General features: G+C 73.2%; 21 protein-coding genes. 16 read left to right on the top strand and 5 right to left on the bottom strand.

Features of this window, described 5'->3' with window-relative positions; genetic code table 11:
* Positions 1 to 354 precede the first annotated feature (354 nt).
* The 3 genes from ACIPXC_RS02120 to ACIPXC_RS02110 all read left to right on the top strand — a co-directional run bounded on the left by ACIPXC_RS02120 (position 355) and on the right by ACIPXC_RS02110 (position 3,374).
* Positions 355 to 924, top strand: coding sequence for a hypothetical protein (locus ACIPXC_RS02120; protein ID WP_401612457.1), 570 nt, complete (start codon positions 355 to 357; stop codon positions 922 to 924).
* A gap of 78 nt (positions 925 to 1,002) precedes the next feature.
* A complete protein-coding gene (locus tag ACIPXC_RS02115) occupies positions 1,003 to 2,361 on the top strand; it encodes an alkaline phosphatase PhoX (protein WP_401612454.1) in 1,359 nt (452 codons plus the stop codon).
* 89 nt (positions 2,362 to 2,450) lie between these two features.
* The gene (locus tag ACIPXC_RS02110) at positions 2,451 to 3,374 is read left to right on the top strand and encodes a polysaccharide deacetylase family protein (protein ID WP_401612595.1); all 924 of its coding nucleotides are present in this window, start codon (positions 2,451 to 2,453) and stop codon (positions 3,372 to 3,374) included.
* A gap of 298 nt (positions 3,375 to 3,672) precedes the next feature.
* Here the strand turns inward: ACIPXC_RS02110 and ACIPXC_RS02105 are convergent, their stop codons facing one another.
* The gene (locus tag ACIPXC_RS02105) at positions 3,673 to 4,365 is read right to left on the bottom strand and encodes a transferase (protein ID WP_401612451.1); all 693 of its coding nucleotides are present in this window, start codon (positions 4,363 to 4,365) and stop codon (positions 3,673 to 3,675) included.
* Between the two features lie 35 nt (positions 4,366 to 4,400).
* A complete protein-coding gene (locus tag ACIPXC_RS02100) occupies positions 4,401 to 4,841 on the bottom strand; it encodes an NAD-dependent epimerase/dehydratase family protein (RefSeq protein WP_401612450.1) in 441 nt (146 codons plus the stop codon).
* A 155-nt stretch (positions 4,842 to 4,996) separates the two neighbouring features.
* Here ACIPXC_RS02100 and ACIPXC_RS02095 point away from each other — a divergent pair, with 155 nt between their 5' ends.
* The 3 genes from ACIPXC_RS02095 (at position 4,997) to ACIPXC_RS02085 (ending at position 8,020) form a co-directional block, all read left to right on the top strand.
* Positions 4,997 to 6,037 (top strand): tetratricopeptide repeat protein, encoded by a 1,041-nt coding sequence (locus ACIPXC_RS02095; RefSeq protein ID WP_401612447.1) that lies wholly within the window; start codon positions 4,997 to 4,999, stop codon positions 6,035 to 6,037.
* Positions 6,038 to 6,054: 17 nt separating this feature from the next.
* Complete coding sequence (locus ACIPXC_RS02090; RefSeq protein WP_401612444.1) at positions 6,055 to 6,924, top strand: glycosyltransferase family 2 protein; 870 nt, start codon at positions 6,055 to 6,057, stop codon at positions 6,922 to 6,924.
* Between the two features lie 343 nt (positions 6,925 to 7,267).
* Positions 7,268 to 8,020 carry an aminoacyl-tRNA hydrolase gene (locus ACIPXC_RS02085; protein ID WP_401612441.1) on the top strand — a complete coding sequence of 251 codons (753 nt, stop codon included), beginning with the start codon at positions 7,268 to 7,270 and terminating at the stop codon, positions 8,018 to 8,020.
* A 353-nt stretch (positions 8,021 to 8,373) separates the two neighbouring features.
* On the opposite strand, the gene ACIPXC_RS02080 is transcribed toward ACIPXC_RS02085, so the two are convergent.
* A complete protein-coding gene (locus ACIPXC_RS02080; protein WP_401612438.1) occupies positions 8,374 to 8,847 on the bottom strand; it encodes a hypothetical protein in 474 nt (157 codons plus the stop codon).
* A 13-nt stretch (positions 8,848 to 8,860) separates the two neighbouring features.
* Positions 8,861 to 10,093: a helix-turn-helix domain-containing protein gene (locus ACIPXC_RS02075; protein ID WP_401612435.1), complete on the bottom strand. Its 1,233-nt coding sequence runs from the start codon at positions 10,091 to 10,093 to the stop codon at positions 8,861 to 8,863.
* 156 nt (positions 10,094 to 10,249) lie between these two features.
* Here ACIPXC_RS02075 and ACIPXC_RS02070 point away from each other — a divergent pair, with 156 nt between their 5' ends.
* The 10 genes from ACIPXC_RS02070 to ACIPXC_RS02025 all read left to right on the top strand — a co-directional run bounded on the left by ACIPXC_RS02070 (position 10,250) and on the right by ACIPXC_RS02025 (position 18,234).
* A complete protein-coding gene (locus ACIPXC_RS02070) occupies positions 10,250 to 10,411 on the top strand; it encodes a hypothetical protein (protein ID WP_401612432.1) in 162 nt (53 codons plus the stop codon).
* Positions 10,404 to 10,610 carry a hypothetical protein gene (locus ACIPXC_RS02065; RefSeq protein WP_401612429.1) on the top strand — a complete coding sequence of 69 codons (207 nt, stop codon included), beginning with the start codon at positions 10,404 to 10,406 and terminating at the stop codon, positions 10,608 to 10,610. The genes ACIPXC_RS02070 and ACIPXC_RS02065 overlap by 8 nt, the downstream gene beginning before the upstream one ends.
* A gap of 271 nt (positions 10,611 to 10,881) precedes the next feature.
* A complete protein-coding gene (locus ACIPXC_RS02060; protein ID WP_401612426.1) occupies positions 10,882 to 11,376 on the top strand; it encodes a glycine-rich domain-containing protein in 495 nt (164 codons plus the stop codon).
* Positions 11,377 to 11,427: 51 nt separating this feature from the next.
* Positions 11,428 to 11,559, top strand: coding sequence for a hypothetical protein (locus ACIPXC_RS02055; RefSeq protein ID WP_269084397.1), 132 nt, complete (start codon positions 11,428 to 11,430; stop codon positions 11,557 to 11,559).
* 178 nt (positions 11,560 to 11,737) lie between these two features.
* On the top strand, positions 11,738 to 12,304 hold the full coding sequence (locus ACIPXC_RS02050) for a class I SAM-dependent methyltransferase (protein WP_401612422.1): 567 nt from the start codon (positions 11,738 to 11,740) through the stop codon (positions 12,302 to 12,304).
* Between the two features lie 17 nt (positions 12,305 to 12,321).
* Positions 12,322 to 12,642, top strand: a complete 321-nt coding sequence (locus ACIPXC_RS02045) for a hypothetical protein (protein ID WP_401612420.1) — start codon at positions 12,322 to 12,324, stop codon at positions 12,640 to 12,642.
* 382 nt (positions 12,643 to 13,024) lie between these two features.
* On the top strand, positions 13,025 to 13,594 hold the full coding sequence (locus ACIPXC_RS02040; RefSeq protein ID WP_401612417.1) for an excisionase family DNA-binding protein: 570 nt from the start codon (positions 13,025 to 13,027) through the stop codon (positions 13,592 to 13,594).
* A gap of 299 nt (positions 13,595 to 13,893) precedes the next feature.
* The gene (locus tag ACIPXC_RS02035) at positions 13,894 to 15,438 is read left to right on the top strand and encodes a DUF692 domain-containing protein (protein WP_401612592.1); all 1,545 of its coding nucleotides are present in this window, start codon (positions 13,894 to 13,896) and stop codon (positions 15,436 to 15,438) included.
* Positions 15,435 to 16,463, top strand: a complete 1,029-nt coding sequence (locus ACIPXC_RS02030) for a TIGR04222 domain-containing membrane protein (RefSeq protein ID WP_401612414.1) — start codon at positions 15,435 to 15,437, stop codon at positions 16,461 to 16,463. The genes ACIPXC_RS02035 and ACIPXC_RS02030 overlap by 4 nt, the downstream gene beginning before the upstream one ends.
* A 109-nt stretch (positions 16,464 to 16,572) precedes the next feature.
* A complete protein-coding gene (locus ACIPXC_RS02025) occupies positions 16,573 to 18,234 on the top strand; it encodes an alpha/beta hydrolase (RefSeq protein ID WP_401612590.1) in 1,662 nt (553 codons plus the stop codon).
* 113 nt (positions 18,235 to 18,347) lie between these two features.
* Here the strand turns inward: ACIPXC_RS02025 and hemQ are convergent, their stop codons facing one another.
* Positions 18,348 to 19,061 (bottom strand): hydrogen peroxide-dependent heme synthase, encoded by a 714-nt coding sequence (gene hemQ / locus ACIPXC_RS02020; protein WP_401612411.1) that lies wholly within the window; start codon positions 19,059 to 19,061, stop codon positions 18,348 to 18,350.
* Between the last annotated feature and the right edge of the window lie 4 nt (positions 19,062 to 19,065).

The raw sequence follows: 19,065 nt of genomic DNA, 5'->3' as shown, positions 1-19,065 counted from the left end.
ACCGGCCGCCGTGGCCGTGGCCGTGGCCGTCGCAACGGCCGTCTGCGGACTGACCGGTTCCCCGTGCCGGTGCGCCGCGAAACGGCGCCGCTCCCGTTCGGGTGAGCCGCGTACGCCGGTGGCCCGGCCGCCGGCGTACGGATGCCCGGCCGCCGGCGTACGGATGCCCGGCCGCCGGTCGGCCGGGGGACGGCGGGTCGGCCGCCCGCCCGGCCGCCGGGTGAGCGCCCGACGGCCGTCGGCCGATCGGCGGTCGTCCGTCCGTGCCGTGTACGGGGCGGGCGCGGGGCGGGCACGGCGGCCGGCGGGAAGGGCTGCTGTGCCACCAGCCAGTCCGTCACCAGGAGCCCGCGCATGGCCCGACGTCTCACCCCCGCCCTCATCGCAGCCGCCTCGCTCGCCCTGGCGGCCGTCGCCGCACCGACGGCCTCCGCCGACCACGGCCCCGCCACCGGCCGGGCGCTGGCCGACCGGGCGACCGCGTACAGCGCGACCGCCAGGTACCAGGTGCACGCCAACGCGGTGGCGGACGGCTACGTGCCGGACAAGTACTGCGTCTTCGACCGGGTGGGCGGGACCGGCGCGCTCGGCTACCCGCACTTCAACCACGCGTACGACAACTCCGTCGACCCGACGAAGCCCGCCGCGCTGTACTACGAGGACGACGGGCGGGGCGGCAAGCGCCTCGTCGGGGTGCAGTGGCTGGTCTACGACCGCGACCAGAATCCGGCCACGGACGACGACCGCCCCACGATGTTCGGCACCGCGTTCAAGGGCCCCAAGCCCGGCAACTTCCCCGGCCAGCCGGTCCACTACGCCCTGCACCTGTGGCTGTGGAAGAAGAACCCCCGCGGCCTCCACGAGACCTTCAACCCGGCGGTGGCCTGCCTCCCCGGCACCACCCGCCCCCCGGTTGTGTCCTGACGGCCGGGCCGCCCGCGAGCCCGGCATGATCGGCGGGACAAACCCCCCACGGGGCCCGACGTCCTCCGGGAGCCGCCGATGTCCGTCACCCGACGCAGTCTGATCGCCGCCGGTGCGATCGCCTTCAGCGGGGCGCTGGGAGCGCTGTTCGCCGCCGGCTCCCCCGCCTCCTCCCGGGCCGCCCGGGCCGGTGGCGGGTACGGGCCGCTGCTCCCGGACCCGCGCGGGCTGCTCGACCTGCCCGCCGGGTTCGGCTACCGGGTCCTCTCGCGCGCCGGTGACCCGCTGCGCTCCGGTGAGGGGGCCGTCCCCGCCAACTGCGACGGCATGGCCGCCTTCGACGCCGGGGGCGGCCGGGTACGGCTGGTGCGCAACCACGAGAACCGCGCCACCGCCGCCCTGCGCGTCCCCGCCGTACCGGGGCTGACGTACGACCCCGGGGCGCTCGGCGGCTGCACCGCCCTGGATCTCGCCGCGGACGGGCGGGTCACCGGCGAGCGCGTCGCCCTCGCCGGCACCGCCGTCAACTGCGCGGGCGGCCGCACCCCCTGGAACACCTGGCTGAGCTGCGAGGAGACCGAGGACCGGGCCGGCACCTCCGGCTACGAACGCGACCACGGCTACGTCTTCGAGGTGGACCCCGCCCGGCCGGGGCGCACGGGCGCCGTCCCGCTCACCGCGATGGGCCGCTTCGCGCACGAGGCCGTCGCCGTGGACCCGTACCGCGGGGTGGTCTACGAGACCGAGGACGCCTTCGTCCGGCCCTTCGGGCTGTTCTACCGGTTCCTGCCGGACCGGCCGCTGGGCGGCACCGGTTCGCTGCGGGCCGGGGGCGCCCTGGAGGCCCTGCGGGTGCCGGGCCTGGCGGACCTGGCGGTGGTGGACGAGCCCGGGGCGGAGTTCCCGGTGGAGTGGGTGCCCGTACCGGACCCCTCGGCCGTCGGCACCCCGATCCGGCACCAGGACTTCGGGCGGGCCGGCATCACCCACGCGCAGAAGCTGGAGGGCTGCTACTGGGGCGGCCACGGCGTCCACTTCGTGTCCAGCTACGCCCGCACGGGCGAGGGAGCACCCGCCGACCACCAGGGACAGGTGTGGTTCTACGATCCGCGCCGCGCCCGGCTCCGGCTCGACGTGCTCTTCGGCCCGGCCGCCGACGTCCTGCTGCCGGGGGACTCCCCCGACAACATCTGCCTGGCCCCGGACGGCGGGCTGATGGTGTGCGAGGACGGCGGCGGGGCGCAGTACGTGTTCGGGGTGACGGCGGGCGGCGAGGTCTACCCGGTGGCCCGCAACGCCCAGGACATCGGTGGTCCGGGGGCCCCGGAGTGGGGGGAGTTCGCCGGGGTCGCCTTCTCCCCCGACGGGCGGACGATGTACGTCAACGCCTACGCCCCGGGCACCACCTTCGCCGTGACGGGCCCCTGGCGGCGCTGACCGGGGGTCTCGCGGCACCAGTGGGAGTGCCGCGGACACCTACTTGTCACATAGTCATATATTTTGCGTGCGTGACCATTTCTGTGCGCATGCGCAAGGTGACGGCCGCGGCCGCACTCAGTGCCGCCCTCACCGCTCCCCTCGCGGGCTGCGGCGGCGGCTCCGGCACCACGGACGCCGGCCGCGAAGCCCGCATGGGCACGCCGCCGGCGTCCGCCCCGGCGGCGTCCGCGCCCGCGGCCTCCGCGCCCGGCGCCGCGGCCGCCTCCCCGGGCCCCGCCCCGGGCGCGCCGCCGGCCGGCGCTCCCGGCAGGGCCCCGACCCTGGCCCCCGGCCCCGACGGACTGACCCCCGTCTTCGAGCGGGCGAAGCAGCGGACGGACAAGACCGTGGCGCTGACCTTCGACGCCGACATGACCTCCGACCAGGGACCGCGTGCCGCGGGCGGGGAGCGCTTCGACAACCCGCAGCTGATCTCGACGCTACGCACCCTCAGGGTGCCCTCGACGATCTTCATGACGGGGCGCTGGGCCGAGGAGTACCCGGACCAGGCCAAGGCCATCGGCACCGACCCGAACTTCGAGATCGCGAACCACTCGTACAGCCACCACGCCTTCAAGTCCCCCTGCTACGGACTCCCCGCGCTGGACGGCGCCGCCGCCCGGGCCGACGTGGACCGGGCCTTCGCCGCCTTCCGGCAGGCCGGGGCCGTCAACACCGTCCCGTACTTCCGCTTCCCCGGCGGCTGCTACGACGACCCGGCGCTGCGGGCCCTGTCCACGGCCGGGGTCACGGCGGTCCAGTGGGACGTGGTCAGCGGGGACGCCTTCGCGACGGACCCCGACGCGGTGGCGGAACAGGTCCTCGCGGGCGTGAAGCCCGGCTCGGTGGTGGTGATGCACTGCACGCGCAGCGCCGCCCCTGTCACCGAGGAGGCCATCCGGAAGATCGTCCCGGAACTGCGCAAGCGCGGCTACCGCTTCGTGAAGGTCTCCGAACTGATCGGGACCTAGCAGTCGACCGCGCCCTCACCCGCGCCGCCCGGCGGCCAAGCAGGCCGCGGCGCCCGCCACGGCGGCCAGGGCGAGCGCGACCGCGAGGGACGTGAGCGGCAGCGGCGTGCTTCCCGAGCTGGCCGCCGTGGCCAGGGCCCCGGGCGGTCAGGCCGCGGGCTGCTGCGCGCGGATCTCCCGGACCCGGGCGCCGGCCTCGGGATACTCCGCCGCGGTGCAGGCAGAGTGGGCACGCCCCCGCTGGACCGAGGCCCACAGGCGGGCCCGCCGCCGGGGCGGGAGTCGGCGGGGACGGCGGTCAGATCCGGCGGGGCTCGATGATCACTTCGGGTGAAGACGACCGTACGACGCTGGCCGGGGGAACGATGGTGCTGCCCATGCAGACGCTCGCGGCGATGGTCGAGTGCCGGCCCACGGCAATGCCGGGGCCGAGGGTGATCATGCTGCCAGTCTGGACGTGGTCGCCGATCAGGCCGCCGAACTGGGACGTGGTGCACCGGTAGGGCGGTTCGTCGCCGGGGCCGTGCAGGACGATTTCCTTGATGGGTACGCGCATGTCGTAGTTCCACAAGCTGATCGCCGCGATCACGAGGTTCGCGGACAGGTGGGCGTCGGTCCCGATGATGGAGTGCCCGACGCCGACCTGGTGGCCGAGAACAGTGTTCTCCCCCACGAAGGAGTGGGTCACTTCGCACCCGAAGCCCACGGACACGCCGGCGGCGAGGACGGACCGCTTGCGGACTGTCGAGAACTCGTGAACGCGGACCCCCGGCCCGATGATGACGTCTTCGCCGATGATCGCAGTGGGGTGGATCTGCGCGGTGGGGTGGATCCGCTCGGACACAACCTGTAGGGCGTCGTCGTGGAGGGCGTCCCAGCGGGTGAGGAAGTCGGACAGCTCGCGCTCGCCGATCTTGGCGTATCCGGTGGCGTCCAGGCCGGACGCGGCCGGGGGGTGGACGTAGTCACCGATACGGATGGACTCGGGCACCTGGCTTGCTCCTGGTCGTCGTCGGGGCGGGCGGTTCAGGCGGCTTCGGCGGCCTCACGGCGCAGGAAGTCGGGCAGGGCGGCGGGGGCGTTGTCGAGCCAGGCCACGTAGCGGGCCACACCCTCGGCCACCGTGATCCGGGGCTCCCAGTCCAGGGCGGCGGTCATGCGGGCCGTGCCGGCCGTCCCGCCGAGCGGGTCGCCCTCGGGAAGCGGCCTGTCCTGGAACTCGACGTCGGGGTAGTGGTTGCGGATGAGCTGGGCCACGTCGGCGATGGAGGTGGCCTGGCCGGTGCCGATATTGAGGGTCTGCCTGTCGGCGCCGGGGGCGAGCGTGGCCCTGATGGTGGCTTCGGCGATGTCGTCGACGTGGACGAAGTCGCGGACCTGCCGGCCGCCGCCGTTCACGTGCCGAGGCCGGCCAGCGGTTGAGTACCGGGCCGTCGGCCGTCGCCTACTGGGTTGCAGGGGGTACACCCTCCGGCCAGACGCCGTTCTACATCGCCGAGGCCCTGACGAGAAAGACGAAGCGGCGGGTGACGGTCGCCGAGATCGGTCTAGGCTCCGCTGTCATCGGTGGCGTCCTGGAAGCCGATCCGCTGGCCGCCATCACCGATCTCGGGAGATCCGTCATGCAACGTCGCCGTGACTTCCTCGGCGCCGCGTTCACCGCCGCCGCCGTCGGCCTGCCTCTGGCCTACGACCACGAAGCGGTCGCCGCGACGCTCCGAGCCGCCGAGAGCGGCGGCAGTGTCGGCCCCGCCGAGGTGAGCACCGTCCGCCAGCTCACCGAGACGTTCCGCAGCGTGGACGAACGCATGGGCGGCGGCCACGGCCTGATTACCGTCACCGCCTACCTGACCGACACCGTCGCCCCGATGCTCACCGCCCGATTCCCCTCCGCCACGGTCCGCTCCGAGGCGTTCGCGGCGGCGGCCCAGCTGGCTTGCCTGGTCGGCTGGAAACACCACGACCTCGGCCGGGAGGGCGCCGCACAGCGGTACTACCTGCTGGGCTACCAGCTGGCCTGTGAGGCCGACCCGAACGGCCATGCCGCGTGGATGATGCGGGCCCTGACCCATCAGGCCCTTGACCTGGGCCACCCCCGCTCTTGTCCGGACCTGGCCGAAGCCGCCCTGGGCAGGGCGGCGGGGAAGGTCGACCGGCAGACCGAGGCCCTGCTCCTGGTGACGTGCGCCCGCGCGTACGGGGCCGGCGGCCAGAGCGCCAGGGCGGCACGGGCGCTGCTGGCCGCCGAGGACGCCGTGACCGACACCCGCGACCCGGTCACCGCCTACGCCGCCGCCTCGGGCCCGGTGGCGGCCACGGTCGCCTCCCACATGGGAAAGACCCTGACCGTGATGAAGGACCACACCGCAGCCGAACGGCACTACCGGCGGGCCCTGGCGGGCCGAACTCCGGGCACCTACCAGCTCAAGCACGGGCTGACCATGGCCAACCTGGGGCGATCGGTGGCAGGGCAGCACCGGCACGAGGAAGCCGTGGGCCTGTGGGCCAGGTCCCTGGACTTCATGGGCGGCGTGGTCTCCGACCGCAACAGGCAGGCAGTCAGGGAGATCCAGGCTGCGGCGACCCGGTACCGCAAGCGCGGTGTGGCCGGCGCGGCCAGCCTGAACCAGCGCGCCACCGAACTGCTCAACAACCAGGCGTGAAAGGAACGAACACCAGAATGCCGAAGATCGGGGTTGTGGTCCTGACCATGGGCGACCGGCCCGCAGAACTGGGGGCCCTGCTGGCCTCCGTGGGCGCCCAGGAAGGCGATCCGGCAACCGTCGTCGTCCTGGGCCAGGGCGTGAAACTCCCACCCCTCCCGGACGGCGTGGAGGGTGTCGAGTTGCCGGAGAACCTGGGCATCCCCGGCGGCCGGAACGCCGGCGTGGCCCGGCTGCGGGAGCGGGGCGGCGTGGACGTCGTCGTGGTCCTGGACGACGACGGCCTGCTGCCCCGCACCGACACCTTCCGGCTGGTCCGGGAAGCGTTCGCCGGAAGGCCCCGCCTGGGTATCGCGGGCTTCCGCATCGCGGACGGGACCGGGGCGAGTCAGCGCAGACACGTCCCCCGCCCGGGCGGCAAGAACCCGCTGGTGTCCGGGCCGGTGACGACGTTCCTCGGCGGCGGCCACGCCATCCGCATGAGCGTCATCGACCAGGTGGGCGACTTCCCCGCCCAGTTCTTCTACGCCCACGAGGAAACGGACTTCGCCTGGCGGGCGCTCGACGCCGGCTGGGACATCGACTACCGGGCCGACATGGTGCTGCAACACCCGCGTACGGAAGCGTCCCGGCACGCGGTGTACTACCGCAACACCGGCCGGAACCGCGTCTGGCTGGCCAAACGGCACCTGCCCGCCGTCCTGGTCCCCGTCTACCTCGGGACATGGGCCGCGTACACGATCGCGCAGCGGCCCCCGCTCTCCGGCCTGGCCGCCTGGTGGGCCGGCTTCCTCGAAGGCGTACGGGTGCCGTGCCCGCCGAGGCGCCCCATGCGCTGGCGGACCGTGTGGCGGATGACCCGGCTGGGCCGACCCCCGGTGATCTGACCGGCGCCGACGGCGACGGCGACGGCGACGGCGACGGCGACGGCGACGGCGACCAGGATCCGATGGGTGCCGACCCCGCCAGCACAGACGCGTCACGCAGCGCCCCCTCACTCCATCGGGTGTGACACCCGCCACGGTGGCAGCGCTTCGCCCCGCTCGACTGCGACACCGGGACCCCTACCGTACGAGACACCGGCCCGGGCTCCAGCGGGCGCCTGTACGACACGACTTGCCGGGGACACGGCGAGTGCGTCGGCAGGATCACTCCTCATGGGCCCGATCCTCGCCCGGGCCCGGCACCCGGGACATCCTCCTCACGGAGGAGCCTGGCATCCTTGGCGGGATGAGCAGCCAGCACACGAACGACACCTCCGGGGTACCCGCGGTCGGGGCCGACAGTGCCTTCCGGCGGGAGCACGTACTGCGGGACGAGGCACCGCAGTTCGTCCTGCCGCTGGTGGTGCGCATCGAGAAGGCGGAGCCACCCGCCCGCACCGATGCCCTGGAGACCGCGGCCCGGGCCGTGCTGGTGCTGCTCGCCGACGAGCGGGCGCGGGGCGAGGGCGAATGGGCGCAGGCCGTCCGGGACTGGCAGGACGCGCGGATCCGCAAGGTCGTCCGGCGGGCGCGCGGCGCGGAGTGGCGCAAGGCGGAGGCCCTGCCGGGCATCACCGTCCGCGGTGACGCCGCGGAGGTACGGGTCTTCCCGCCCGTGCCCCTCGACGGCTGGCCCAAGGAGCTGGCCAAGCTCCAGGTGTCGGGCACCGACCTCGACGACCCGGAGCCGGTCCCGGCGGCCGACGCCTCCGCCCTGCCGGTGCTGTGGCTCAACCCGGACCTCGGCATGTCGGCCGGCAAGGCGATGGCCCAGGCCGGGCACGCGGCGCAGCTGGCGTGGTGGGAGCTGACGCGTGCGGAGCGGGCCGCCTGGCGGGAGTCGGGCTTCCGCCTGGCCGTACGGACCGCCGCGCGCGAGCGGTGGGCGGAGCTGAGCGGGAGCGGGCTGCCGGTGGTCCGCGACGCCGGGTTCACCGAGATCGCGCCGGGCAGCGCCACCGTCGTCGCCGACCATCCGGCGCTGCGGGCGCGGCTGTGAGCTGGCGGGAGTGGGTCCTCGGTCTCCTGCCGGAGGCCGAACCGGCGGCGCCCGCCGCCGAGGTGGACCTCGCCGAGGAGGAGCGGGTGCTCGGCACCTGGGGCCACGAATAGCCTCACCTTCACGTCGAGCGGCGCCGGCATCTCGGTGAACGCGGGGCTGACGGCGCCGAGACTGCGCTACTCGAACATGCTGACCGGTCGGACGCCGCTGCCGGCGTCGCTGACGCCGGCCTCGCAGTCGAACCAGCATCATCAACACGGGCTGGACCAGTCAGTGGTACGGGGTCTCCTGAACGACATGCCCCCTCCCGCCCATGGGCGGGAGGGGGCGGTTCTCCATGCTTTCAGAGGTCAGCGGCTGGCCCCCTCAGGCCAGAGGATCCGAGCCGGGACGCCGGTGCGCTCGGCGTAGGCCACGACGTCCGCTGTGCCTCCGTACCCCCAGGCGGGCTTCCCGTCCCAGACGGCCAACAGCTCGTCCACCAGGCCGACGAGCGCCTCACTGCCGGCCATGTGCGCCGCTGAGTCCGAGACCGACATCCCGGTGTGGTGCACCTCGGCTGCCCGGCTCAGCAGCCGGTCGTACGTCGGCCGGTGGTCCTGGGGCAGCCCCTCGCGGTACTCCTCGGCCGGGATCACCACCTCCAGGCGGCCCCCGCACCTGAGGACGTACTCGGCGAACCACGCGTCCGGCCCGTCGGCGATGCAGGAGACGCCGACCAGCTCGGCGGCGTTGTACTGGCTCACCGCTGCCTCCAGCAGCGCGCGAACCCTCTGCTCCACCTCCGTGCTCAGCCCTCGGTGACCGGTGATTCCCACACGCATCGTGTGCCCTCCCCTACAGGTAGACGTCGTGCAGTTGCTCGTCGAAGTCGCGGACAACCCTGGGTGGAGACGCAGTGCGGTACGAGCGTCGGACCGCACGAGCACGATCCACAATCCGCCCGGAACGGTACTGGACGCCGGACTCCAGGGCACGGGAGGCCATCGCGAACGCGGCCTCGACCCTCCCGGCCGCCAGGTGTCCGGCCGCGATGTCCAGCAGCAGCAGGGCGCGCTGCTTCGCGTGTCCGGTGCCCAAGGCCTTCGTGTCGGCGTCGAGGACCCAGGCGGGAAGCCCCAACCGAGCCCCGCAGGCGACGCGGGCCGCCGCGACCTTCGCCTCGCTGAACTGGAAGACCCAGGGCCACGGCGCTGGTTCTTCCGACCCCAGCCGCGCGGCCAGTGACCGGCTCTTGGTCAGGTACCGGTCGCTCGCCTCCTCATTTCCCACCGCAGCATGCGCGAGCGCTTCGACCGACGACAGCCACGCGTCCGCTACAGCGGGCCTGCGGGCGTCCAGGAACCGGCGCGCCTTCCCTGTCCAGCTCAAGGCCTGCACGCCATTTCCGGCGTCCGCCTCGAACTGGGCCATGCTCCCGGCCTGGTAAGCGGCCAGCAGGGGATCCCCCGCAGTCCTCGCCGCCTTGATCGCTGAGGCGTACCAGCTGCGCGCTGAACCGTGATCGCCCATGTCCCACGACAGCCAGCCCACCAGGCTCGCCGCCTCACTGCCGACAGCCGCGAGGCGCGCGCGCTGTCGGTCGTCTCCAGCCGCCCGGCTCACGGCCTGCACAAGCCGCAGGTGCGACTGCACCGCGTCCGACAGGTCACGTGAGGGTGTGGCTCCGTCCAGGCGCCGGTATGACGCCGTGCCGAGCCTGAGGGTTGCGGCCTGTCCGGCACCCTCACCCGGGTCGGGAAGCGCTGGGAGCGCTGTGGCGACGGCGGCTGTGGCGAATCCACCTATGAAGTTTCGTCGTCGCATGTCTTCGTACCCATCTCGTACCGCTGCGTCCGCGAGCCCCAAGAGGGAGGCGGGGACGCCCAGGTGGGCCGCCATCACCGCCAGGACGTCTGTCGCGTACGCCCCGGGCCCGCGCTTCTCCAGCCGGGAGACTGCCGATTGCGACAGTCCGCAGGCCTGGCCTAACTGGGTCTGCGTCAGCCTCGCGCTCTTGCGGACCAGCTCAATGACCTTGCCGTAGTCCTTGGCCCTGGACGCTTCTCTGACCGCCGGCGTGATGCTCAACGTGCCCCCATTTTTGGGTTTCACGCGCTGATTCGCGTGCCCGTACCCGCTGCGCGCATATCCGCATGCGCATGCCGCATCGGAGATGGTCCCACGCCGGGGCCTGGCCGTTGACTGGTTTCACCACCCGCTGACGACAGTAGGGAGCCACCCACCATGACGAGTCCCTTTCCCCGAGGCGTGATGAGCCTGGACACCCCCGACGCCCCGGGCTCCACCACTGCCCCGCTCACCGCGCCCAGCGAGGACCTGCTCGAACGAGCCCGCGTGGGGTGGTCGCACTTCCTCGGCGACCCGTCGGAGGCGTCGGATGAGTGACCAGTACGAGTACCACCCTCACCGCCTGCTCAAGAAGCGCGTCCGCGACATTCCGTCCGGCACGGAGGGCGTGCTGATGGCCGTCGTCACCGAGAACGTCTCGGACAACGGCATGGAGCACTGGATGGACCTGGCCTACATCCGCAACGCGTCCGGCCGCGAGTTCACCACCGCGATCACCAACATCGAGCCGGCGTGACTCCGCTCGGCCGCCCGCTGGGCTCGCCCAGCACCTAGACCCCCGGTCGGCCGCGAGGAGTCGGCGCCACACGGCCGACCTGACCTCCCTGCTGGCCGGCGCACAGCCCCCCTCCAGCCCATCCGACTCCGCGGGGCTGTGTCCCGGCCCGCAGGGCCGACCAGCACCACCCATGGCACACAACCAAGGGAGACGCATGTCCACTCCGGCCCCGCCCCCTCCGTGCAGCAGCAAGCCCCACACCCCTCCGACACCCGCACAGGGAGGCACCATGACCCTCACCATCGAGCCTGGCGTCCGCGACGCCCGCGCGCTCCTCAGCCCGGACGACTTCATGGCCGTCACCGCGACCGTCGCCAAGGACAACCCCGACATGGGCTGGTCCATGGCCGAGCGCGTCGTCGTCGAGGGCCTCAAGTTCGTCGCCGTCGCGGCCGGCGGCGCCCTCGGCATCGCCCCCTCGCGCGTCGTCGACGAGGGCTGGCACGCCCTCATCCTGCACACGGCCATCTACAACGGCCTGTGCGAGCGCCTCGGCGGGTTCGTCCACCACTACCCGGAGCCCCCGGACTCCGGCCGCTACGACCCGGAGTTCATCGACCGGACGATGGCCGCGATCGAGCGGGCCGGCTTCCCCGTGGACCGGGAGCTGTGGCGCGGCCCGGACAACGGGATCGTCGAGGTGGCCGCGTCCTGCCAGCACGCGCCGAACTGCGGGCCCATCCAGCCCATGCCGACCCCGCAGTGCCTCTCGGACCCGTCGTAGGCCAGCGAGTAGACCGGCTGAACGCTAGGCTCCGCTCCGATGGGAGGACTCATGCAGGAGTGGACAGACCCTCGGTACGCCGAGCTCGTCAAGGTCTGGCGTGAGACGCAGCAGCCGACGTCCCGCGACCCGGAGGAACGCCCGGCCCGCGGGTTCATCGTCCAGCCGCCGTCTCACGACTGACCGCAACCCCGGCCCGGCCGCTTTATGCGGCCGGGCCCCTTTCCTCTCCGGAGTCTCCTCAATGGCCACGTCGTCCACGTGGGATAGCTACGCCCGTCGAACCCCGGCCCGCCGACATGGCCCGCCGCCTGCCTTCAGCTGGACGCCCCACCCAGGGCACGGCCCGGGCACCAAGCTGTTGGAAGTCGGCCGCGGGGCCGCCGTACTGGAACTCGGGTGCGGAAAGGGCGACCGCCTCGCCGCCCTGGCCGCGCTCGGCGTACGACCCGTCGGAGTCGACATCTCAGCCGTGCAGGTCGCGGCGGCGGCCACCCGCTGGGGGTCGACGATCGAAGTGCACCAGGCCGACGCCCTCCATTTCCTCAGCCACACCTCGGACTACTACGACGCCGTGTATTCGGCCTTCGGAGCGCACTGGTTCACGGACCCGGACGTACTTCTTCCCGCCATCCGCGAGCGTCTCCGGCCCGGCGGAACCCTCGTCCTTGCCCACGTACCACCGGGAGACCGCATCGAGTCCGACGAGGCGGCCGTCGTGCGATCCACGCTGGCCATGGTGCTCCGCTGGGAGGGCGAAGCGCACCAGTGGGCCAGCCTCTTGCGCCACCACGGATTCGTAGCCCCGTCAGCGTGTGCCATCCTCCCGCCTCACGGCGCCCGAACGGAGCGCACCGTCGTCCTCCGCAGCCGAGTGCCCGCACGACCGCCGCGCACAGCCCAAGGCACTACGACCCCGGCCACCTGAGCACCGCTGGAGGACCGATGGACCCGCACGGCAACCACACGCTGGCGTGGCCGGCGCCGCCCGGTCAGCGACGTAACGACGAGCAGTGGACGGCCATCGCCAGGCAGGTCCGCCATGCGGCGAAGAATCTGGGGCCCGCTCTGCCGCTGTGCCTGCCTGGGGAGCCGCAGCAGTGCGGCCGCTCCGCGCGGCATCACGCGTTGGGTTGGGCGGCCGAGCTGAAGGCGCAGGCGCATCGGCTGATCGAGGCGTGTGCGCCGTCGGAGCAGACAGCCGCCTACGCGGCCGGCTCGCTGTACAAGGAGCGGCTGACCGCGCTGGGCGGGCCCATCGTCTGAAGGCCGCTGCGGTCGAGAACCAGTGCGCCCCCGGTTGCTGAATCGGGGGCGCATTCTGGCATCTGAACAGACAGTCCAGGAGCCGGGGAGTCGCGCTGTTATCGCCTGGATCAGGCAATAACCAGTACAGGGCCAGGTTCCGCTTGATCGCTGCCGCGTGCATACCGCCCATGCCCCGACTCCGTCCGGCCGTCCCGTGATGCCCCGGACACTGGCCTCGTTGGCCTGCCGACCGCCGACGTCGAGGGGGGCGTACGGACGGCCCTCCAGCAACCCAAGAGGGCACCATCGTCACTCAAAGTAGTTGCACATATTGCACTTGGTCCACTGGTTCCATACGCTGGAGGAAGGATCGCAACCACTCGAAGCCGAGGACGCGCCGATGCCCGTGACACACCAGGAACAGAAACCGACCAAGGGGACAAAGCGCACCGCCGAGGATGCCGTTCCATGCCTGCGTGACGCCCTCACCAGCAGGGCCGAGACGTTCCACATCACGGTCGCAGAAGCGGGCAAGGTCACCATGGAGGTGCCGCGCGAAGCCTTGGCGGTCCTTATGGAGACCATGGCGCTCATCGCGTCCGGCCGTGCCGTCGAGGTGATCGCCAAGAACCTGGAACTTTCCACCATCCAGGCAGCGAAAGCCCTCGGCGTCTCCCGACCGCACCTGGTCAAGCTACTCGACAAGGGAGCAATCGACTTCCGCATGGTCGGCACCCACCGCCGTGTGGACGTCGCGTCGCTGGAGGCCTACCAGCGACAGGAACAGAAGGACCAGGTCCAACGCCGTCAAGCGGCGGTCGCCTCCGCCATAGGCTCCACCGAGGCCGAAGGACTGCGCGTCAGCGCAGACACCACAGCCGACCTCGACGCCTACGCACGCGGAGAGCTCGACGCCACAGCCCTGCGCGCCCGTACCCTTGCCCGCTACACCCGCAAGGCCGCTGAGTGACCGACCCCTACAGCGAGCCCAATGGCGTCCTCCGGAACAGTCTCGGCATCACCGACGCAACCGAGCTCTCCGAGGCCGAAGCGGACATCGCCGCAGTGGAGCTCGCCATCCTCGACGCCGAGCCGCTGCCAGGCAACTACGACCTCGCGCACCTCCCGGTGGCCGCGGCCGGTGCGCACCGGCCGCCGGGAACCTCAAATGTTGCTCTGAACGTCCCCTCGTGCGGATTGGCGCGACTGCGCCGGGGCCATGACATCCGCACACGGCAGGAAGTAGAGGGGGCGGGGGACATGAAGCCCATGGCACACCTGGGGGTGGGCATCGGCTGGCGGCCGGAGATCGCGGACGCGGTCGAGCGGCTGGACGGCCTGGACTGGGTCGAGGTGGTGGCCGAGAACATCTGCCCGGGCCACCTGCCCGAGGCGCTCGGGCGGCTGCGCGAGCGCGGCACGCGCATCGTGCCGCACGGCGTCTCACTCGGGCTCGGCGGCGCCGACCGTCCGGATCCGGAGAAGCTGGCGGCGCTCGGGGAGCGGGCGGTGGCGCTGTGGGCGCCGCTCGTCACCGAGCACATCGCCTTCGTACGGACGTCCTCGCCGCTGCTGGAGGCCGGGCACCTGCTGCCCGTGCCGCGCACCCGCGACGCGCTGGACGTGCTGTGCGAGAACGTACGGATCGCGCAGGACGCGCTACCGGTGCCGTTGGCGCTGGAGAACATAGCCGCGCTGTTCTCGTGGCCCGGCGAGGAGATGACGGAGGGGCAGTTCCTCACGGAGCTGGTCGAGCGGACCGGGGTCCGGCTGCTCATCGACGTGGCCAACCTGCACACCAACCGGGTCAACCGGGGCGAGGACCCGGCCGCCGTCCTGGACTCGATCCCGCTGGAGGCGCTGGCGTACGTGCACGTGGCGGGCGGCGTCGAGCGCGGCGGCGTCTGGCACGACACCCACGCGCACCCTGTGCCGCCGGTGGTACTCGGCCTGCTGGCCGAACTGCGTTCCCGGGTGGCACCGGCGGGTGTGCTGCTGGAGCGCGACGACGACTTCCCGCCCGAGGCGGAACTCGCGGGCGAGCTGAGTGCGATCCGCGAGGTCCTGACGGCCGGCCGCACGGCACCGGAGGCCGCGCCTGAGCCGGGAGCCGTGGCGAAGCCCGGGGCCCTGCCGGAGCCGGGGGTCAAGACGGCACCGAAGGGCGTGGCAGAGCCGGCGTCCGGGCCCGGGCCGCAGGCCGCGCCGGAGCCCGAGACCGAAGCGCACGCCTCGCCGGAGCCCGAGGCACAGCCCGAGGCACAGGCCCAGGCCCAGGCCGAAGCACAGGCCCAGGCGCACGCCTCGCCGGAGCCCGAGGCACAGGCCGAGGCGCAGGCCGAAGCACAGGCCGAAGTGCAGGCCGGGGCCGGGCGGGCTGGGGCCGGGGGGTGGGGGGTTGGCGAGGCCGCCCGGACGCGGGTGGCGCTCGGGCAGGCCGCCTTGTTGTCGGCGCTGGTGGCCGCGACGCCCGTGCCCGAGGGCTTCGACCGTGCGCGCATCCGGGTGCAGGTGCGGGCCCTGGCCGCCAAGCGGGCCGACGTCGTCGCCAAGGTGGCTCCGGAGCTGACCGGGATCCTCGGCGGCCGCGAACCGTACCGGAAGGCCTTCCTCGCCTACGCGAAGGGCCGCCCGATGACCGCCGGATACCGCAGGGACGCGCTGGACTTCGCCGAGCACCTGCTGATCCAGGACCTGCCGGCCGACCCGGCCGCACGGCGCCGGCTCACCGCCTGGTGGCGGGAGCGGGCGGGGGCCATGCCACCGCGCCGCATCGTGCGCTGGGCCCGGGCGCTCACGGGGAGGGCGGCGTGAACGCCCTCGCCGTCGTGATCTGGGTCGCCGTCGTCGTCTCCTGCGTCCTGCTCGTGCGCGGGCTGCGCCGGGCCCGGCCCGCCCCGGCGGCCCCGGCGGCCGGCCTCCACGACCTGTCCGAGGCCGCGTTCGTGGTGGGCGGACCCGCCACCGTCGTGGACAGCGCCCTCGTCTCGATGCTCGGAGACGGCCGACTGGTCGTCGGCGGTCCCGGCATCGTCCAGGTGCGCCCCGGGGCCCGGGCCGGCGACCCCGCCGAACGCGCCGTGCTCCAGGCACACGCCGCAGCTCCCTCGGGCTGGCTCTACCAGGTGCGGTACGCCGCCATGTGCGACCCGGCCGTCCAGGGCATCGGGGACGCCCTGGCCGCCCGCGGGCTGGTCTCCCCGCCCGGCACCGGCCGGACCTGGCGCCGCTGGGGGCTGGTCCAGGCCGTCGTGTGCGGGGTGTGGCTGGTCGCTTCGATCCCGTTGACCGTCGTGGAGTTCGCCCTCGATCCCGACCCCGGCGTGCCGTTCGTCGTGACGGTGGCGCCCGCACTGTTCGCGGGCCTTGTCCTCGGCCTGTTCTGCAGGGCCCGGGCCGGGAACCGGGTCACCCCGGCCGGGCTGCGCGCCCTGCTCGCCCTGCGTTCGGCATATGTGAACGACCACAGCCCGTACGTGCAGACCGCGCTGTTCGGCCTGCGCGGTCTGCACGACCCGTTCCTGCGCGAGCAGCTGGTGCCCGCCGCGCGCGGCACCCGGCTGGCGGCGGCGCAGTCGGGGGCGCGCCCGCACCGCCCGCACTCGTCGTCCTCCGACTCCTCGGCCGCGTTGCTGCCGGTGCTGTGGTGCGCGACGAGCGACGGGGGCGGCGGGAGCGGTGGTTCGGGCTGCGGGAGCGGTGGTTCGGGCTGCGGGTCCGGTTCCGGCTGCGGGTCCACCGGCAGCAGCTGCGGCGGCTCCTCCGGTTCCAGCTGTTCCGGTTCGAGCAGCTCCAGCTGTTCGAGTTCGAGCAGTTCGAGCTGCTCCAGCAGTTCCTGATACGGCAAACCGGGGTCACGGCCGCCGACACCACCCGGTGATCCTTTACAAGTGCGGCGCCCCGGCCTCTCATCGGTTCATCGGATGAGAGGCAGGGGCCGCCATGCGCATGAGAACCGCACGCCACGGAGCCGTCGTGGCCGCGCTCCTGCTCACGCTGGGCGCGCCCGCCGTCGCGGCCGCACCCGCCCCACCGCCCCCGCACCCCGCCGGCACCGCCGATGCCGAGAGCGCGGGGGCCGCGCTCGTGGCCCGTCGGGCCGCCCTCGCGGCCGCCTCCGGGGGCGGCGGCGCCTCCGGTCTCGACTTCGGTGCCTGTCCCGCCGTCGAGGAGCTGCCGTCCCACGTCCGGTGCGCCACCCTGCGCGTACCGCTCGACTACGCCCGTCCCGACGGCCCGCAGATCTCCCTCACCGTCAGCCGGGCCACCGCCACCGGGGCGCGCGGCGCCGCCCGTCAGGGCGCGCTCGTCCACAACCCCGGCGGCCCCGGGGCGTCCGGGATGTACTTCCCGCTCGTCGCCGATCTCCCCGGCTGGGAGCGGATCGCCGCCGCCTACGACCTCGTCGGTTATGCCCCGCGCGGTGTCGGGCGCTCGGCGCCGCTGTCCTGCCTGGACCCGGCGGCCCGCGCGAAGGGTCCCGTCCAGGAGCCCGTCCACCCCTCCCCCGCGTACAAGATGCAGCGCCTCGCGCAGGCCCGGGCGTACGCCCGCGGCTGCGCGCGCCGGGCCGGCGCGGCGCTGCCGTACTACACCACCCCGAACAACGCCCGTGACCTGCACGTGCTGCGTGCCGCGCTCGGCGAGGAGAAGCTGAGCTTCCTGGGCACCTCGTACGGCACCTACCTCGGCGCCGTCTACGCCACCCTGTACCCGCGCCACGTCCGCCGGATGGTCCTCGACTCCGCGGTCGACCCCGATCCGCGCCGCGTCTGGTACCGCAACAACCTCGACCAGGCACGCGGGTTCGAGGGACGCTGGCGCGACTTCCGCGCCTGGGTGGCCCGCCACCACGCCGTGTACGGGCTCGGCACCACCGCGGAGGCCGTGCAGGCCGGCTACGAGCGGGTCCGGGACACGGTGGCCCGCACGCCCGCGGGCGGAACCGTCGGGACCGGCGAGTTGCGGGCCGCCTACCTGCAGGCCGCGTACTACGACGACGTCTGGCCGGACCGGGCGGCGGCCCTGGCCGCCTTCCTGCGGGGCGATCCCTCGGTGCTGGCCGCCCAGGCCGCGCCCGACCCGGCGGCGGTGTCCGAGGCCGAGAACGCGACGGCCGTCTACACGGCGGTCCTCTGCAACGACGCCCCCTGGCCCGCGGACTGGGAGACCTGGGACCGCGACAACACCGAACTGGCCCGCACCGCCCCCTTCGAGACCTGGGCCAACGCCTTCCTCAACCTGCCGTGCGCCTCCTGGCCGGTACGCGCGGGGCGCTCGCCGGTGGCGGTCGGGGCCCAGCCCGAACGGCTGCCGAGGACGCTGGTGGTCGCGGCGGAGCGGGACGGCGCGACCCCGTACGCGGGTGCGCGGGAGCTCCAGCGACGGCTCGGCGCCGGGGCTTCGCTGGTGACGGAGACAGGGGCCGGCTCCCACGGCGTGGTCGGCGGACGCAACGGCTGCGTGGACCGGCACGTGGAGCGGTATCTGCTGACGGGTGCCACCCCGGGGTGGCACGTGCGCTGCGCGCCGCATCCGGAGCCCGCACCGGTGTCGCTGGACGACCGGGCGGCGGGTGCCCGCAGGGCACTGCTGCCGCCTGTCGTCTGAACTTCCGGGCGGGATCTCCGGCTGCGTCGTTTCGGGGGCTGGGCCTCCCGATCCACCGAAGGCACTCACCTGACGGTGTGGTCGTCCTCCGGTCCTTCCCCCCAGGGGAGGTATCAGGCGAGCCCGGCCACCAGGTCGGCGACGGACTTGCGGCGCCCGGTGTAGAAGGGCACCTCTTCACGGACGTGCATACGGGCCTCGGAGGCACGCAGGTGACGCATGAGGTCGACGATGCGGTACAGCTCGTCCGCCTCGAAGGCCAGCAGCCACTCGTAGTCGCCCAGGGAGAAGGAGGCGACGGTGTTGGCGCGCACGTCCGGGTAGCCACGGGCCATCTTGCCGTGGTCGGCGAGCATGCGGCGACGGTCCTCGTCGGGCAGCAGGTACCAGTCGTAGCTGCGGACGAAGGGGTACACGCTGACGTAGTCGCGGGCGACCTCGTCGGCCAGGAAGGCGGGGATGTGCGACTTGTTGAACTCGGCCGGGCGGTGCAGGGCCATGTTCGACCACACCGGCTCCATCGCGCGGCCCAGCCGGGTGCGGCGGAACAGGTTGTACGCGGTCTGCAGCTCGTCCGCGGTCTCCGCGTGCCACCAGATCATGATGTCGGCGTCGGCGCGCAGGCCGGAGACGTCATAGGTGCCGCGGACGGTGATGTCCTTGGCGGCCAGCTGGTCGAACAGCTCCTGGACCTCGTCGGCGAATCCGGCGCGGTCCTCCGGCAGGACGTCCTTCAGCTTGAAGACGGACCACAGGGTGTAGCGGATGACCTCGTTGAGGTCCTTCGCCTTCTTCCCCGCGTTGGGAATCTTCTCTGGTGCAGTCATGTGC

This window comes from Streptomyces sp. NPDC090021, from assembly GCF_044748225.1.
Taxonomy (GTDB): Bacteria; Actinomycetota; Actinomycetes; order Streptomycetales; family Streptomycetaceae; genus Streptomyces.
Note: the sequence above shows the minus strand (reverse complement) of the source record. Positions and strands in the feature narration are given on the sequence as shown.

Bases quoted from the DNA above. Each gene is read 5' to 3' on its own strand.
- ACIPXC_RS02120 (WP_401612457.1), top strand. From the start codon at position 355: ATGGCCCGACGTCTCACCCCCGCCCTCATCGCAGCCGCCTCGCTCGCC.
- ACIPXC_RS02115 (WP_401612454.1), top strand. From the start codon at position 1,003: ATGTCCGTCACCCGACGCAGTCTGATCGCCGCCGGTGCGATCGCCTTC.
- ACIPXC_RS02110 (WP_401612595.1), top strand. From the start codon at position 2,451: ATGCGCAAGGTGACGGCCGCGGCCGCACTCAGTGCCGCCCTCACCGCT.
- ACIPXC_RS02095 (WP_401612447.1), top strand. From the start codon at position 4,997: ATGCAACGTCGCCGTGACTTCCTCGGCGCCGCGTTCACCGCCGCCGCC.
- ACIPXC_RS02090 (WP_401612444.1), top strand. From the start codon at position 6,055: ATGCCGAAGATCGGGGTTGTGGTCCTGACCATGGGCGACCGGCCCGCA.
- ACIPXC_RS02085 (WP_401612441.1), top strand. From the start codon at position 7,268: ATGAGCAGCCAGCACACGAACGACACCTCCGGGGTACCCGCGGTCGGG.
- ACIPXC_RS02080 (WP_401612438.1), bottom strand. From the start codon at position 8,847: ATGCGTGTGGGAATCACCGGTCACCGAGGGCTGAGCACGGAGGTGGAG.
- ACIPXC_RS02070 (WP_401612432.1), top strand. From the start codon at position 10,250: ATGACGAGTCCCTTTCCCCGAGGCGTGATGAGCCTGGACACCCCCGAC.
- ACIPXC_RS02065 (WP_401612429.1), top strand. From the start codon at position 10,404: ATGAGTGACCAGTACGAGTACCACCCTCACCGCCTGCTCAAGAAGCGC.
- ACIPXC_RS02060 (WP_401612426.1), top strand. From the start codon at position 10,882: ATGACCCTCACCATCGAGCCTGGCGTCCGCGACGCCCGCGCGCTCCTC.
- ACIPXC_RS02055 (WP_269084397.1), top strand. From the start codon at position 11,428: ATGCAGGAGTGGACAGACCCTCGGTACGCCGAGCTCGTCAAGGTCTGG.
- ACIPXC_RS02045 (WP_401612420.1), top strand. From the start codon at position 12,322: ATGGACCCGCACGGCAACCACACGCTGGCGTGGCCGGCGCCGCCCGGT.
- ACIPXC_RS02040 (WP_401612417.1), top strand. From the start codon at position 13,025: ATGCCCGTGACACACCAGGAACAGAAACCGACCAAGGGGACAAAGCGC.
- ACIPXC_RS02035 (WP_401612592.1), top strand. From the start codon at position 13,894: ATGGCACACCTGGGGGTGGGCATCGGCTGGCGGCCGGAGATCGCGGAC.
- ACIPXC_RS02025 (WP_401612590.1), top strand. From the start codon at position 16,573: ATGAGAACCGCACGCCACGGAGCCGTCGTGGCCGCGCTCCTGCTCACG.
- hemQ (WP_401612411.1), bottom strand. From the start codon at position 19,061: ATGACTGCACCAGAGAAGATTCCCAACGCGGGGAAGAAGGCGAAGGAC.